Origin of the sequence: Shewanella sp. BC20 (assembly GCF_003129585.1) — a bacterium.
GTDB classification, from domain to species: Bacteria; Pseudomonadota; Gammaproteobacteria; order Enterobacterales; family Shewanellaceae; genus Shewanella; species Shewanella seohaensis.
Genome location: NZ_NHRI01000005.1, coordinates 46,156 through 60,557 on the forward strand (window position 1 = coordinate 46,156; position 14,402 = coordinate 60,557).

Sequence of the window (14,402 nt, forward strand, 5' to 3'; positions counted from 1 at the left end):
CTAAAAGAGTGCGTCGCTCTCCTGCTTGCACAATTCTGGTGCATTTTTAATCTAACTATTCCTGGTTAATCTTTGTTATTTCTTTTAAATCAATAAATTAAAATTCTGGCCTGATGATTGAATTATCTTGGCTACAAGTTAATAACAATCGCGTTTTTTGGAGGTCAGGATGAAACTAGTCAGCGCTATCATCAAGCCATTTAAATTGGATGATGTCCGTGAAGCTATCGCCGGTATTGGTATTGAGGGGATGACGGTGACCGAGGTTAAAGGTTTTGGCCGTCAAAAGGGGCACACGGAGTTGTATCGTGGCGCCGAGTATCAGGTGGATTTTTTGCCAAAAGTAAAACTAGAAATTGCCACTAAAGCAGAAAATCTCGACATGCTAATTGAGGCGATTACCAGTGCGGCTCATACGGGAAAAATTGGTGACGGAAAGATTTTCGTTATCGACTTAGAACATGCCATCCGTATTCGTACGGGTGAACTCGACACTGAAGCGCTATAGGGGGCGGAAGATGGAAGAACTAACAAAATTAGGCGTGACAGTCTCTGAACTGCGCTTTGCACTCGACACCTTTTATTTTTTGATTTCAGGCGCTTTGGTTATGTGGATGGCGGCGGGTTTTGCCATGCTCGAAGCCGGCCTAGTGCGCTCTAAAAATACCACCGAAATTTTAACTAAAAACGTGGTGTTATACGCGATTGCCTGTGTGATGTATCTATTGGTTGGTTACAACATTATGTACGTCGACAATGCCGAAGGCGGTTGGTTGCCTTCACTCGGTACGCTGATTGGCTCACAAGCCGAAGATGCAAACCATGCCTTAGAATCTGACTTCTTCTTCCAAGTGGTGTTTGTGGCAACGGCGATGTCGATTGTCTCTGGCGCCGTGGCGGAGCGGATGAAGTTATGGGCCTTCCTGTTCTTCTCCGTGGTGATGACAGGCATTATCTATCCTGTTGAAGGCTACTGGACTTGGGGTAAAGGCTTTATCTCTAGCTTAGGTTTTGTGGACTTTGCAGGTAGCGGTATTGTGCATATGACAGGTGCAGCGGCGGCTATCGCTGGGGTGTTACTGCTCGGTGCTCGTAAGGGCAAATACGGCCCTAACGGCCAAGTGAATCCGATTCCTGGATCTAACCTGCCAATGGCAACCTTAGGGATGTTTATCCTGTGGATGGGCTGGTTTGGTTTCAACGGTGGCTCACAATTAATGGTTTCAGATGCAGCCAACGCTAGCTCTGTCGCTAAAGTCTTCGTGAACACCAACACCGCAGCCGCTTTTGGTGCTATCTCTGCCCTAGTTGTGTGCAAAATGATTTGGGGTAAAGCGGACTTAACCATGATCTTAAACGGCATTCTGGCAGGCTTAGTGGCGATTACTGCCGATCCGCTGTCGCCTTCGCTGCTGATGGCAGGGGTGATTGGTGTGGTTGCTGGTGGTTTAGTGGTGTTCTCTATCGTGGGTCTGGACAGAATCAAGATCGACGACCCAGTGGGCGCGATTTCTGTGCACGGCGTTGCGGGTTTCCTCGGTTTGATGTGTGTCCCCTTATCAAATGCCGATGCCACTATCACAGCGCAATTAACTGGCGCAGCGATTATCTTCGCATGGGTATTTAGCGCGTCGTTTGCGGTGTGGTTTGTACTGAAGATGACTATGGGCATCCGTGTTTCTGAGGAAGAAGAATATAACGGTATGGATGCATCTGACTGTGGTATCGACGCTTACCCAGAGTTTGTGACTGTCAAAAGTGCAGGCTAACAGGTATTGATATCACTTGATGCCTCTAAGGGATAAGAGGATAGTAAAGCAGAGCCAAGTGCTCTGCTTTTTTTATGGGTCTTCGACTGCCATGCTGATACCACAAGGAGTGAACAATGCGCTTATTCTTTGATTCCACTGGACAACTCAGACGCACCTGTTTGCTTGGGGGCATTCTGAGTGCACTCATAACCTTGCCCGCTTTTGCAGGGCAAGTCGTAGTGACTCGCTCGGATGAGCCTTTCGATGCTTTTGCCGTGCGCGATCAAGTGTTGAAAGACTATGAATGGCAGGAATCTTTGCGAAGACAGGAGCAAATTCAAATTCTGCAGGCCTTGCCACTCGGTTGTATCGCGCAGGTAAAGCCTTACCCTTACTTCACTTGTGGTCAGGATAACTATCGCCCCTATCGTTATCAGCAGCAGGATGTGTATATCAAGGTTGACCCTCCGGCGCAGCGTTAACCTTTAAGCTGCCGCAATCCTTTGTGGCAGGCCATTATTTTTTGTAACCATTTTATGACGTCTTTTTGGCCAAGTGTAATAAGCTCAAATAGGAGCCTTATGGTCTGGGGGACGTATTATGATACAACTGCGCACCATCTCTAGCGGTATATTCTGCTCATTATTACTTTTACTATTATGGGGGTGTAGCTCGATAGCCCCAAAACCTAGTGATGATGAGATAGATGCCCTATTTGCAGATTCGTTATTTAAATCTGTCAGCAATATTCCTAGCGTCGAGGATATTTTCAGCCTTCCGCCCTCGGTCGCAGCCGATGTCCGGCGCGCCTACGACCGCTACAGCTTATCGACTAAAAACCCCGTCGCGGTGCATGAATGGTTAGCCAGTTATATCAATGCCAATCAACTCGGTGGTCACAGCGATTTTCACTATCAAGATAATTTGACTCAAACCGCCAGCGAAACCTACGCCCAGCGCGCGGGGAATTGTATGTCGCTGGTGGTGATGACATCGGCACTCGCGGATGTGTTTAAAATTGGCACTGAGTTTCAGGATATTGCGATTGAACCCGTATGGGACAAACAGGGCGAGTTTTATCTGATCAACGGCCATGTCAATCTACGCTTGCTACCCGCCGAGAGCGTGCACACTGTGTATGTGTCGGCCCATGCAATTCTGGTCGACTTTATGCCCGAGCGCGCTCTGCGAGGCTATAACAAAGTACAAATCAATCGCCAGACCTTAACCAGCATGTTTTATAACAATATGGCCGCCGAATCCTTGGTAGAAGGGGATTTAGATCGCGCCTATGCGCTGATTAAAGCGGGCTTAAAATCAGGACACTTTATTCCAGCGCTCAACACCTTAGCCGTGATTTATCGCCACAAGGGCGATGAAAAGCGGGCCGAGCAAGTCTATCGCTATGCACTCAAATATGATGCTGATGATATGACGACGCTTTATAACTTGGCGGTGATTTTAGGTGAGCAAGGCCGTTTGGAAGAGTGGGCGCAGGTTAATAAAGTGCTGGAGTTAGCGCGTATTCGCAATCCTTATTACTACTACGATATGGGTGAACAGGCCTATGACGAGCATCAATACAGCGAGGCGCTCGCTTGGTATCAAAGGGCCGTGGATAAAGCCGATTATCGCCATGAGTTTTTCTTTGGCCTGTCACGCACCTATTGGGCGCTGGGGGATGAAAAACGCGCCAAACTCAATATGGAAAAAGCCATGGCTCTCAGCCGCGAAGCCACAGATAAACATCGCTATCAGGCAAAACTGCAGGCCATGCAGCAACATTAATCCTTTACTCAACCTCCTTTGTTTGCGTTTAACTACTGGCAAAGGAGGTTTTTTATTTCCGCTTTCACCACCGCTTGCTTCCAACCCCAACACTCGTTTGGCTTTAGTTTGCATATCACATTGAAATATTTGAATTTGTATTTTTTAAAAATATGTTAAAACAATACGTTATATTTGATTTCTTGAAATGGAGACAACTTGGTTGCATTAGCGGCGCAGACTGGATAAATTGAACTCAGTATTGCAGTTGAGATCCCCTATTGCAGCGATAAAAATAGCCTAAACACGAGAGTTGGAGCAGTAAATTATGTATTACCAAAATGATGACGTTCGCATTAATGAAGTCAAAGAGTTACTTCCGCCAATTGCGATCCTAGAACGATTTCCTGCCTCCGAAAACGCTGCTGCAACAGTGTTTAACGCCCGTCAAAGCATTCATAACATTCTTGCCCGCCAAGATGATCGTTTGTTAGTGGTCATTGGTCCTTGCTCAATTCACGATCCTAAGGCCGCATTGGAATATGGCCAGCGACTGGTTGCGCTCAGAGAACGTTATCAAGATCAGCTCGAAGTGGTGATGCGTGTTTATTTTGAAAAGCCGCGTACTACAGTGGGTTGGAAGGGGCTCATTAACGATCCTTATATGGATAACAGCTTCAAACTGAACGATGGTTTACGTACCGCGCGTAAACTTTTAGTCGATTTGAATGACTCTGGCATGCCGACCGCAGGTGAGTTTCTCGATATGATCACTCCGCAATATGTGGCGGATATGATGTGCTGGGGCGCGATTGGTGCGCGCACCACAGAATCGCAGGTGCATCGTGAATTAGCTTCTGGGTTATCTTGCCCTGTAGGCTTTAAAAATGGCACTGACGGCACGATCAAGGTGGCGATTGATGCCATCGGCGCCGCGAATGCGCCGCACCACTTCTTATCGGTGACCAAATTTGGCCATTCGGCGATTGTGTCGACCAAGGGTAATCCTGATTGCCATATCATTTTGCGTGGCGGCCGTGAGCCAAATTACAGTGCCAACCATGTTGCGCAGATCAGCGAACAACTGAAAAAAGCCAAGCTTGTCGATAACATTATGATCGACTTTAGCCATGCCAATAGCAGCAAACAATATCAACGCCAGATGGACGTCGCGAATGATGTGGCCGAGCAAGTGGCCGCAGGTAATGAGGCGATTTTTGGTGTGATGGTTGAAAGCCACTTAGTGGAAGGTCGCCAAGATCTGATTGAAGGCCAGGCGTTATGTTATGGCCAGAGTATTACGGATGCCTGTATTGGCTGGGATGATACCGAGCGCCTGTTAGCTGTGTTAAATCAGAGCGTTATTGCACGCCGCCAGCGTGTCTAGTCCTGAAAAGCTGTCTCGTCCTGAAATAAGTTGACACTTATTTCCACCTAAAACGCTCGATGAACCTCATCGGGCGTTTTGTATTTTAAGGCCAAATGTGGCCGTCGTTGATTATAGATGGCAACCGCTTCTGCCACCATTTGTCGCGCCTCCTCCAGCGTTGCGGGTTTATGTGTTAAAAACTCCTGCTTCAAGATGCCATTCACTCGCTCTGCTAAGGCATTTTGATAGCAGTCATATCCGTCTGTCATTGAGCATGTCACACCATGTTGTGCGTGAACCGCTTGATACGCGTTTGAGCAGTATTGTATTCCTCGGTCTGAGTGGTGTATCAGCGGTTTACTTTTATCTTGTCGCTGCTTCAGTGCTCGTTTGTAGGCCGTTAGCACCCCGTCTGTTTTAAGATTATCATCGACATGATAGCCCACGATTTTTCGTGACCAAGCATCGGTCACCAAGCTTAAATAGGCTTCATTATCTTGCAGTGGTAGATAGGTAATATCAGCCACCCAGACTTGTTCTGAGCGGCTGATGTCCACTTGCTGCTCGCTGGGCTTAAGCAAGTTGGGATGACACCTAAATCGATGATGGCTATGGGTCGTTTTATGGTACGCCCGCTTAGGCGTGACCAACAAACGATGCGCCCTAAGACAGCGAAATAACCGGTCTCGTCCTATCACTATTTGATGCATTTTGTTGAGTAAATACTGCAGCTTACGCGTACCGACTCGCGGTTGAAATAACCGTTCATATTGTACCATTTGCAACATCTGTTGCTCCCTTTGCTCCCATTCTGTTTGCCGCTGGCATTGTTGATAATACGCCTGGCGACTGATGCCAAGGTAACGACAGCATTGGGTGACGCGATAACCTATGGCCGTTTTTTCTTGGAGCGTTTCGCGGGTGGCTTTTTTACGACGGATATCCCGTAGTCAGTTCTGAGTTTTTCGACAATGGCTTCGAAGAACGCCGCTTTCATGCGGGTATCTTCAAGTTCGGCTTCGAGGGCTTTTATCTTTTGCTCGGGGGTGAGCGTGGTGGGTTCAGTCATCAACTGTCCTCGCATTGATGTTGGCGGCGTCCCTAGGGACCAATCCAGTTTGCCATGCTTGCGTAACCACACTAACACGGTGGAGCAACCTTGAAAACCGTACTTGTCTTGCGCCTGCTTATAGGTCAGCTCGCCTTTTTCCACTTGGTCGACAACCGCCAATTTAAAAGCGAGGGAATAATCGCGTTGAGTTCGTTTAATTGTTGAAGTCATTACACTCTCCAAAATGAGTTTGAAAAGTGTCAACGCTATTTAGGACGGGTCAAGCTCAAAAATAAAGGCGCTATCCTGGCGCCTTTATTTTTATTATTTTTTGCTCATTTCGGCTAAGTATTCGTTAGCTTTGGCCAAGCTACCAAAAGCTGCAATGAGGTTATTTCTGCCTTTGTCCTGAATTTCTGGATTCCCCGATTCGATCATCATCCACACCCAAGTTTGGATCAGTGGTAATGGCGGGTATTGAACTTTAGCTGAATCCAACATAAAGCATCCTTCGATCTTAATTTATTAGAATTATCGTTAGTGTTATCGCAGAACGAGTGCAGCACGGCATTTACACACGGTTCTGCGGCCAGAGATTTGCAAATCCTGCTGCTGGCTATCTTGAGTCCATAGGGCATTTTGAGTAAAACCGACAAAATAATCAACAGTAGAACCCTTGATGTTATGGCCTATTTTAACGGTTACTGTTCCGATAAAGCCAAGCTTGATTCAGAATTTTTTCACCTTAATATTCGCGTTGCGAACTCTCTGAGCGTAAGTCGTTAGCATGACATTTTTATTTCGATAAGCCAGAGAGATTTTGCCAAGATAGCTACTTTTTGTCTGTCAGAAAAATCTGATTGATTTTATTCAAACTTTCCCTGTTTGGTTTCGCCTTAACGTGTGCCACGCTGCTACAATTGAGCGACTTTAGCAAAGGTTTAGACATATGCGCCCAACACTGTATTTTGAAGGTCCCATCGATAAGCTCAATTGGCACGTAGTTAAGTTGCTCTGGCCTTATTTGCTCGAGTACAAGGGTCGAGTGGCATTGGCTATGTCTTGTCTTATCGTCGCTAAGCTTGCCAGCGTGGGCTTGCCCTTTATTCTTAAAGATTTAGTCGATACTTTGGATGCTAATAAAACCGCGCAGGCCTTGAGCGTGCCCATCGGGTTGGTCTTGGCTTATGGCGCGGTGCGACTGTTAACTGTGATCACGGGTGAAATCCGCGACACACTCTTTGGCCGTGTCACTGAGCGGGCCATTCGCCGTTTAGGTTTGGCGGTGTTCGATCACCTACATCGACTCGATTTGGATTTTCACTTAGAGCGGCGCACGGGCGGTTTGTCGAGGGATATTGAGCGCGGCACCAGTGGCGTGAGCTTCTTGATGCGCTTTATGGTGTTTAACATAGTGCCGACCCTGTTAGAAATCGCCATGGTTATTGGTATTTTCTTTTTTAATTATGGCATTGCCTTCGCCGCGATCACTTTTACCTCTGTGATGGCCTACATCTGGTTTTCGGTGGTGGCGACAGAGTGGCGCACCGAATACGTTCGCGATGCGGCCAAGGCCGACTCACTCTCAAACACCCGCGCCATCGACAGTCTGCTCAACTATGAAACCGTGAAGTATTTTAATAATGAAAAGTATGAATCGGATCGATATGACCAAGCCTTAGACCAATGGGAAGTGGCTAAACGTAAGAATCGTTTATCGCTATTTGCCCTCAACGGTGGGCAGGCGCTGATTATCGCATTGGCGATGACGGCGATGATGGCGTTGGCCGCCTATAAAGTGACCAATAATGAGATGACCTTAGGTGACTTTGTATTGATCAATGCCTTTATGATGCAGCTCTTTATGCCGCTCAACTTTTTGGGATTTGTCTACCGTGAAATTCGCGGCGCCTTAGCCAATATCGAGCGGATGTTCAGTCTGCTCGATAAGCATCCTCGTATAGTGGATAAACCTGATGCCTTAGACTTTGAGCCTAAGCGCGGTGAGCTTAGTTTTGAACATGTGAGTTTTAGCTACGATGACAGGCCCATACTACGCAACGTCAGCTTTAAGGTGGCGGCGGGGAAAAAAGTCGCCGTCGTTGGAGATAGCGGCGCCGGAAAATCAACACTCATCAAGTTACTGTTCCGTTTTTACGATGTGGAGCAAGGGCGCATTTTGATTGACGGGCAAGATATTCGTCACTTAACCCAAGATGCACTGCGCCGTGCTATTGCCATAGTGCCGCAGGATACTGTGTTATTTAATGATTCCTTAGTGGAGAACATTCGTTATGGCCGCCCCGATGCGACGGATGAAGAAGTGCGTAATGCCATTAAACTCGCACATTTAGAGCATTTTATCGCGTCGCTCTCCCAAGGTTGGGATACCAAAGTGGGTGAGCGGGGCTTAAAGCTCTCGGGCGGGGAGAAACAGCGTGTGGCCATTGCGCGGGCGATTTTAAAAGGCTCTCCTGTGCTAGTGTTTGATGAGGCCACATCCTCCCTCGATAGCCGTTCGGAGCAGGCGATTCTGTCGGCACTGCGTGAGGTCGCGAAAGGGCATACCAGCTTAGTCGTGGCGCATAGGTTATCGACTATAGTCGACGCCGATCAGATCGTGGTCTTAAGCCAAGGGGAAATTGTCGAGCAGGGGAATCATCAGTCTTTACTGACTCAGGATGGTTTATACGCTAAGTTGTGGCGCATACAAAATGAGCAACAACAGCTTTCGGTGTAAATATCATAAGCTTTCGATGTTAGTGTAACAGCGTTGGGACAATTCAGTTTTTATTCAGGTTCGGCTCTCTATACTCAAATCCAAGCAAATAATGATAAGAGGTGCTTGGCATGGAAAATATGGCATTAAGAGTCAATATTGAAGGCAGAGAAGAGAAAGTAAGCACAGACTGGTTTGCGATTATGGCAACCCTTAAAAAACGCGGTGTGGATTATGATTCGCTACAACGCATTCACGCAGAGTTAAACGCAGGCCTTAAAGTGACCACAAGACGTTTAACTCTGGCAAAATTGAATCAAGAACTTGAATTAGCTGGGATTATCCGTAGAACCAATGAATATAATGCAGATATTCGTGGTGGGTATTAGAGAGTATCACTGCTGAAACAAAACAAGGGAATATAAGAAATTATATTCCCTTTGGTTTTTCTGCCTTCCAACCTTCACACAACAGATTGAATTTGGTGGTCGATTCGTCGATTCGCGTGAGCCGAATGACTTGGCCTTCACGAAAACACACTAGTTCGCCTTCGATCTCGGTCAAGCGATTACAGCTCTTACAGCTTGTGCTGGCAGTCTTACTGTCGGGCATATGGCTTACAAAGCTTGCTTTCACAGTGTTTCCTTAACTTAATATGCAGTTGTTTAATCTCATGCGTGCATCACGGATCTTACCCCTTTTGTGATACGCATTCAAATTACCTCTTGCTAAATTAACTTTAGACGAAAGTCGTACAAAATGCATACAGTGTTAGGTTACTTATTGATTGATATGGGAATAGTATTTATCCAATGAAACCGACAAACCGCTCTCGAGCACAATCCTCACATGGGATGGCTTGAGTTGTCTTGGCTCTGTCACCCCGCAGGAGTGGGCTATCAAGGCTAAATCGTGGTGCAGGTTATGGTTATAGTTGGCAACACGCGTCGACTTATCTCTAGGATCAAGACCTTGCTGGAGTTTCTTATTGTGAGTCGTGATACCCGTTGGACAGGTATCTTTGTTGCATTGCAGCGCTTGAATACATCCGAGGGCAAACATATTGCCACGGGCTGAGGCGATAAAGTCCGCACCTAAGGCGAGCGCCCAAGCCACTCTCGATGGCACTATGAGTTTGCCCGAGGCGATTACTTTAATGCGTTTACGTAGCCCACGCTGAATTAAGATATTCACCAGTATGGGCAGGCTTTCCTTGAGTGGCAGTCCCACATAATCCATTAAGGGTTGAGGGGCGGCGCCCGTGCCGCCATCGGCACTGTCTAAGGTAAAAAAGTCCGGGGCAGATGCTTCGCCACGGCGCTCAATTTCATCGCAAAAATCTTCAAACCACTGCACGTCCCCAAGTACTGCCTTAATGCCGGTGGGTTTACCCGTGACCTCACGCACTCTGGCAATCATATCCAGAATGTCAGCTACATTTTTAAACTCGATATGACCATTGGGGCTTATGGAATCATGCCCCTGCGGGATACCGCGAATTTTGGCGATCTCCTCGGTGACTTTGACTCCCGGCAAGATACCGCCCTTGCCTGGTTTGGCGCCTTGGCTCATTTTGATTTCAAACATTTTAACTTCAGGGTGTGCGGCGATCTCTTTGAGCTTGTCATCGTCTAAATGGCCGTGCTCATTACGTACACCATATTTAGCGGTACCAATTTGAAAGACTAAGTCGCAGCCGCCTTTTAAATGGTAAGGGCTTAAGCCACCTTCACCGGTATTTAACCAACATCCCGCCTGCGCTGCGCCGTGGGATAAGGCGGTGACAGCAGGGCGTGATAGGGCGCCGAAGCTCATGGCGGAAATATGGCAAATGGCCTTAGTGGTGTAGGGCTCACGGCAATGGGGGCCAATGGTTTGAGGCAGAATTGGAGTGATATCTTCATCTTGAGTAGGAAAGGCGGTATTCATAAACATGATTGCGCCCGTGCTGTCTAGCGGGCGTGTCGAGCCAAAGGCGATGGTTCTGTCGACGTTTTTCGCGGCGCGATATACCCAACTCCGCTCAGCGCGGTTAAAGGGCAATTCTTCCCTGTCTTGTGCGAAAAAGTATTGTCTAAAAAACTCGCCTTGTTTCTCAAATAAATACCGAAAGCGACCTATCACAGGGTAGTTGTAGCGTACGGCCTGTTTGGTTTGTAGCTTGTCGGCGATGTACATATAGACGACAGCGAGGGCGCCTAAGCCAATGAGAATTAAAAAGAGTCCTGAGAAGAGATCCAGTCCCCACATAAACCAATTGAGTTCTTGCATCTTGTTATCCTCTATTCGTGTCCATAACGGGTGGAGATAAGGCTCGCTGGCTGTCCATCATGGATGGAGAGTAAAAACAGCTGACTGTAATCATCTTCTGCGATGGTGGGGATTTCAGGGCCGCCAAGGGCCTTGATGATCAGTGGGACGGTATTGGAATGCCCCGCGATTAAGCTATTACCTTTAACGGCATGTACTTGTTCAACAATCTGCTGAATATGGGCTTCGAGTGGTTTTTCTGCAGCGACCACGGTAATGGGTAAATGCCGCTCCGAAGACATAGGCAACAAGGTTTGCTGGGTTCTTTGATATTGGGTCGCGATCAGTTGCGAGATCTGCGTCCTTTGCAAGGCGCTAACCAGCGCGAGGGCACGTGCATGGCCATCATCTGAAAGTGTAGGATCGCCCGCTGGAGCGTCGGCTTTTTCGGCGTGTCTCACCAAAATAATCAAGCGATTATCGGCAAAAGCTTGATTGATGGGGCAGAGTCCAATGCTGGTAAAGAGTAACAAGCCTAACAGCAGAGTGTGCAATAGCCGAGGGGCATTGAAGCAGGTGATGCGCAAGGAGTGGCTGACCACTGTTAACCATTGGGAAATTGCCATGCCGTATATCCTTATCTAATGGGCGTATGCAAGTGTGACACTGAGGCGAGTAGATTCATCATGGGTATCATTGCCTTAGGTTGTGATGGTACTGCAATTTATAAAATTACTAAAGTTGCTCAATTTTTGGTCGATAATAAAGTCATCCCAAATTGAATGGATTAGCATCATGGAAATCAACAACCCTGCACAGGTACAGACTCCTTCTACGCCCCATAAGAAGTATGCTGACAATGCCGCTGCTAATAGTGAAAAGACGAAAAATGTGGAAGCGCGCGGCAAACAGACTGCATACCAAACCAGTAAGCAGCTAATGAACCAGGCTATTTTGTCGGCACAGGAAGAAGTGAGTCTAAAATCCGGTGATCAATCCATGGCGTTACTTTATCGCGCGGCAATTGAAGCGATAGATAAAGAATTAGCGCCTTCGATGGGGCCAAATGCTACTCAAACTAACTATGACAATCAGGTCGATTATTCTCCCGAGGCGACGGCCGATAGGATTGTGAGTTTTGCGACGCAATTTTTTAGCATTCACCAACAGCAAAATTCGAATATGAGTCTAAATGATCAGCTTGACAGTTTTATGAGCATCATAGGTGGCGCTATCGATAATGGCTTTAAGGAGGCGCGGGATATTTTGTCCGGCCTTAAAGTGCTGCAAGGGGATATTGCTGATGGCGTCGATAAAACCTATGGATTAGTGCAAGAGGGATTGCAGGCCTTCCGAGATAGCTTCAATAAGAAACCAGATGAGACACAAACGGCTAGCGCATAATGTCCCGCGCTTAGCACTCAATGTTGTTGCCATTTCCCTTGTCTTAAGCCCCTTGCAATAAGGGGTTTTTGTTGCGCAGAGAACAGTCTATGCTAGGGGTCTATTTAACGTTTTGCTTGAGGGCGAGTTATGTGGACTAGGGGACGTGTTATTGAACGTATTGATTGGAGTGATAAATTATTTTCGCTGCGGATAGCGGCCGAACTGGCGCCCTTTATTCCGGGTCAATTTATTAAACTCAGTCAGCTGCAAGATGATAAGCGTGTCGCTAGAGCCTATTCCCTGGTTAATTCTCCCGATAAACCCTATGCCGAAATCTTGGCTGTCGCCGTAGAAGATGGCCAGTTATCCCCACAATTACAAAATCTTGCCATCGGGGATGAAATCGAGATCACCCCGACAGCCACAGGCTTTATGACTTTAGATGAGATCCCTAAGGGGGAAGGGCAAGGCCGTCACTTATGGTTGTTAGCCACGGGCACGGCCGTGGGGCCATTCTTATCTATGCTCGATACGGCCGAGCCTTGGCAGCGTTTCGAAAAAGTCGTACTTGTCTATGGTGTCCGCGAAGCTAAAGATTTAGCTTACCTCGATAAATTAAAGGCTTATTCGGTGCAATATCCTGATCAGTTTATCCTGTGTTTAACCGTCACCCGTGAAAAGCTTGACGATGCACTGCAATGTCGTATCCCCGATGGCTTAGTCTCGGGGGAGATTGAGGCTAAAGTCGGTTTAGCGCTCAGCGCGGCGGATTCACAGGTGATGATTTGTGGTAATCCGGGGATGATCAGTGGCGCGCAGGCCGCGTTGCTCGACAAGGGACTCGCGAAGAATTTACGCCGCGCTCCGGGACAAATTACCGTCGAGAAGTATTGGTAATCGGTTGAGTGTTAATGACAAATAATTAGTCTTAATCGTTTTAATGTCAGTCATATAGAAGGATTTTTTGATGAAGTTGCTCTGCTCCCTCGCTTCACCCTATGCTCGTTGTGTTCGCACATTAATTCGTTATTTAGGGATTAAGGATATCGAAGAAGTCTTAGTCAATCCGATGGAAAACACCGCCGAGCTGCTCGATGTTAACCCGCTTGGGCAGATCCCTTGCCTCATCACCAACGATGGTGTGCCTATCTTCGATAGCGAGGTGATTATGCGCTATTTAGACGCCGAATTAGGTGAACAGCAGATGTTCGGTGGCCAAGTGAATAATTGGGTATTACAGTGCCAATATTCGATGATCAAAGGTCTGATTGATAGCGCAGTAAAATTGCGCCAAGAACAAATGCGTGAAGAGGAAGGGGTGAGATCGGCCTTTTGGACATCGCGTTTTGAGCAAGCGCTGCTGCGGGGTTTGATGCAAATGGAACACCAGAGTGTGATCACTCAGGCAACGATTCAGGCGCCACAATTAGCCTTAATTTGCTTATTAGATTATGTGGATTTCAGACATCCAGAACTCGATTGGCGTAAAGTGGCTCCCGCGACCTCGCTCTGGTTTAGTGAAATGCGCGATCTCCCAGCGTTTGTGGAAACTCGCCCAGCGTAAAAGGCGTTTAATGGTCTGTCGAGCGGCGGCCTCTATGGGTCTCACGGCGATTATGTTCACCAAACGCGCCGTAGAGATCCTTCGTTATGCCGTAATCGACCCTACGATCATTACCGGTTTGGCGTCTATCATCATAGTGTTGATAGCGGCACTGGCAATTGGCCATAGTGCATTCTTCCATGGGAAGCTCAGGGGCTTCCTTTGATAGAAAACGTTTCCCTTTGAGCTCATCTACCTGATCACAACAACTACCGTCATTTTCGATACTGACACAGTGGAAGCGGCGATCTTGCTCTGCATGTCGTTGATTTTTATTTTTTGCGGTTTCCATGAGTTTGACAAAGTGCTTGCGCTTTTTAGGGCCTCGCTTGAGTGTCAGCAATGCGAGTAGCGCTACCGCGATGACCAGCAGTAGTAAAACGCCCAACATACCGCCTCCTCATGTATTTTAAGCGAATTAAGGTTCAGTTTAGTTTGGTTTGAGATAATCACCAGTTTTAAGTTTTATTTCATTAAAAACAAAAAGTTAATCAACCTATTGCCCT

At 47.3% G+C, this 14,402-nt stretch carries 16 protein-coding genes; 10 read left to right on the forward strand and 6 right to left on the reverse strand.

Annotation, left to right across the window (positions count from 1 at the left end):
- Positions 1-169 precede the first annotated feature (169 nt).
- From CBX96_RS07280 to aroG, 5 genes are all read left to right on the forward strand, one after another.
- Positions 170-508, forward strand: coding sequence for a P-II family nitrogen regulator (locus CBX96_RS07280; RefSeq protein WP_011624095.1), 339 nt, complete (start codon positions 170-172; stop codon positions 506-508).
- A 10-nt stretch (positions 509-518) separates the two neighbouring features.
- Positions 519-1,769, forward strand: a complete 1,251-nt coding sequence (locus tag CBX96_RS07285) for an ammonium transporter (protein ID WP_011624094.1) — start codon at positions 519-521, stop codon at positions 1,767-1,769.
- Positions 1,770-1,885: 116 nt separating this feature from the next.
- Positions 1,886-2,233: a hypothetical protein gene (locus CBX96_RS07290; protein ID WP_109286224.1), complete on the forward strand. Its 348-nt coding sequence runs from the start codon at positions 1,886-1,888 to the stop codon at positions 2,231-2,233.
- 118 nt (positions 2,234-2,351) lie between these two features.
- Complete coding sequence (locus CBX96_RS07295; protein ID WP_109286225.1) at positions 2,352-3,539, forward strand: lipopolysaccharide assembly protein LapB; 1,188 nt, start codon at positions 2,352-2,354, stop codon at positions 3,537-3,539.
- A gap of 307 nt (positions 3,540-3,846) precedes the next feature.
- Positions 3,847-4,905 (forward strand): 3-deoxy-7-phosphoheptulonate synthase AroG, encoded by a 1,059-nt coding sequence (gene aroG / locus CBX96_RS07300; RefSeq protein WP_109286226.1) that lies wholly within the window; start codon positions 3,847-3,849, stop codon positions 4,903-4,905.
- Positions 4,906-4,952: 47 nt separating this feature from the next.
- Here the strand turns inward: aroG and CBX96_RS07305 are convergent.
- A protein-coding gene (locus tag CBX96_RS07305; RefSeq protein ID WP_109286227.1) for an IS3 family transposase occupies positions 4,953-6,169 on the reverse strand; the annotation gives its coding sequence in 2 pieces (ribosomal slippage) (positions 4,953-5,821 and positions 5,821-6,169; 1,218 coding nt in all).
- A gap of 93 nt (positions 6,170-6,262) precedes the next feature.
- Positions 6,263-6,439, reverse strand: coding sequence for a hypothetical protein (locus CBX96_RS07310; RefSeq protein ID WP_011624090.1), 177 nt, complete (start codon positions 6,437-6,439; stop codon positions 6,263-6,265).
- 448 nt (positions 6,440-6,887) lie between these two features.
- Here CBX96_RS07310 and CBX96_RS07315 point away from each other — a divergent pair, with 448 nt between their 5' ends.
- A complete protein-coding gene (locus CBX96_RS07315; RefSeq protein ID WP_109286228.1) occupies positions 6,888-8,678 on the forward strand; it encodes an ABC transporter ATP-binding protein/permease in 1,791 nt (596 codons plus the stop codon).
- 110 nt (positions 8,679-8,788) lie between these two features.
- Positions 8,789-9,046, forward strand: coding sequence for a hypothetical protein (locus CBX96_RS07320; protein WP_109286229.1), 258 nt, complete (start codon positions 8,789-8,791; stop codon positions 9,044-9,046).
- A gap of 40 nt (positions 9,047-9,086) precedes the next feature.
- Here the strand turns inward: CBX96_RS07320 and CBX96_RS07325 are convergent, their stop codons facing one another.
- The 3 genes from CBX96_RS07325 to CBX96_RS07335 form a co-directional block, all read right to left on the reverse strand.
- A complete protein-coding gene (locus CBX96_RS07325) occupies positions 9,087-9,293 on the reverse strand; it encodes a hypothetical protein (protein WP_086902751.1) in 207 nt (68 codons plus the stop codon).
- Positions 9,294-9,437: 144 nt separating this feature from the next.
- Positions 9,438-10,928, reverse strand: coding sequence for an FMN-binding glutamate synthase family protein (locus CBX96_RS07330; protein ID WP_109286230.1), 1,491 nt, complete (start codon positions 10,926-10,928; stop codon positions 9,438-9,440).
- Positions 10,929-10,939: 11 nt separating this feature from the next.
- Positions 10,940-11,533, reverse strand: coding sequence for a phosphoglycerate mutase family protein (locus CBX96_RS07335; RefSeq protein WP_109286231.1), 594 nt, complete (start codon positions 11,531-11,533; stop codon positions 10,940-10,942).
- Positions 11,534-11,702: 169 nt separating this feature from the next.
- Between CBX96_RS07335 and CBX96_RS07340 the strand changes: the two genes are divergently transcribed.
- From CBX96_RS07340 to CBX96_RS07350, 3 genes are all read left to right on the forward strand, one after another.
- Positions 11,703-12,311 (forward strand): DUF5610 domain-containing protein, encoded by a 609-nt coding sequence (locus CBX96_RS07340; protein ID WP_109286232.1) that lies wholly within the window; start codon positions 11,703-11,705, stop codon positions 12,309-12,311.
- A 129-nt stretch (positions 12,312-12,440) separates the two neighbouring features.
- Entirely contained in the window at positions 12,441-13,190 is a 750-nt protein-coding gene (locus CBX96_RS07345; protein WP_109286233.1) for a ferredoxin--NADP reductase, read from the forward strand.
- 70 nt (positions 13,191-13,260) lie between these two features.
- Positions 13,261-13,857: a glutathione S-transferase gene (locus tag CBX96_RS07350; RefSeq protein WP_011718305.1), complete on the forward strand. Its 597-nt coding sequence runs from the start codon at positions 13,261-13,263 to the stop codon at positions 13,855-13,857.
- Between the two features lie 7 nt (positions 13,858-13,864).
- Here the strand turns inward: CBX96_RS07350 and CBX96_RS07355 are convergent, their stop codons facing one another.
- On the reverse strand, positions 13,865-14,287 hold the full coding sequence (locus CBX96_RS07355; protein WP_109286234.1) for a hypothetical protein: 423 nt from the start codon (positions 14,285-14,287) through the stop codon (positions 13,865-13,867).
- Positions 14,288-14,402: the final 115 nt, after the last annotated feature.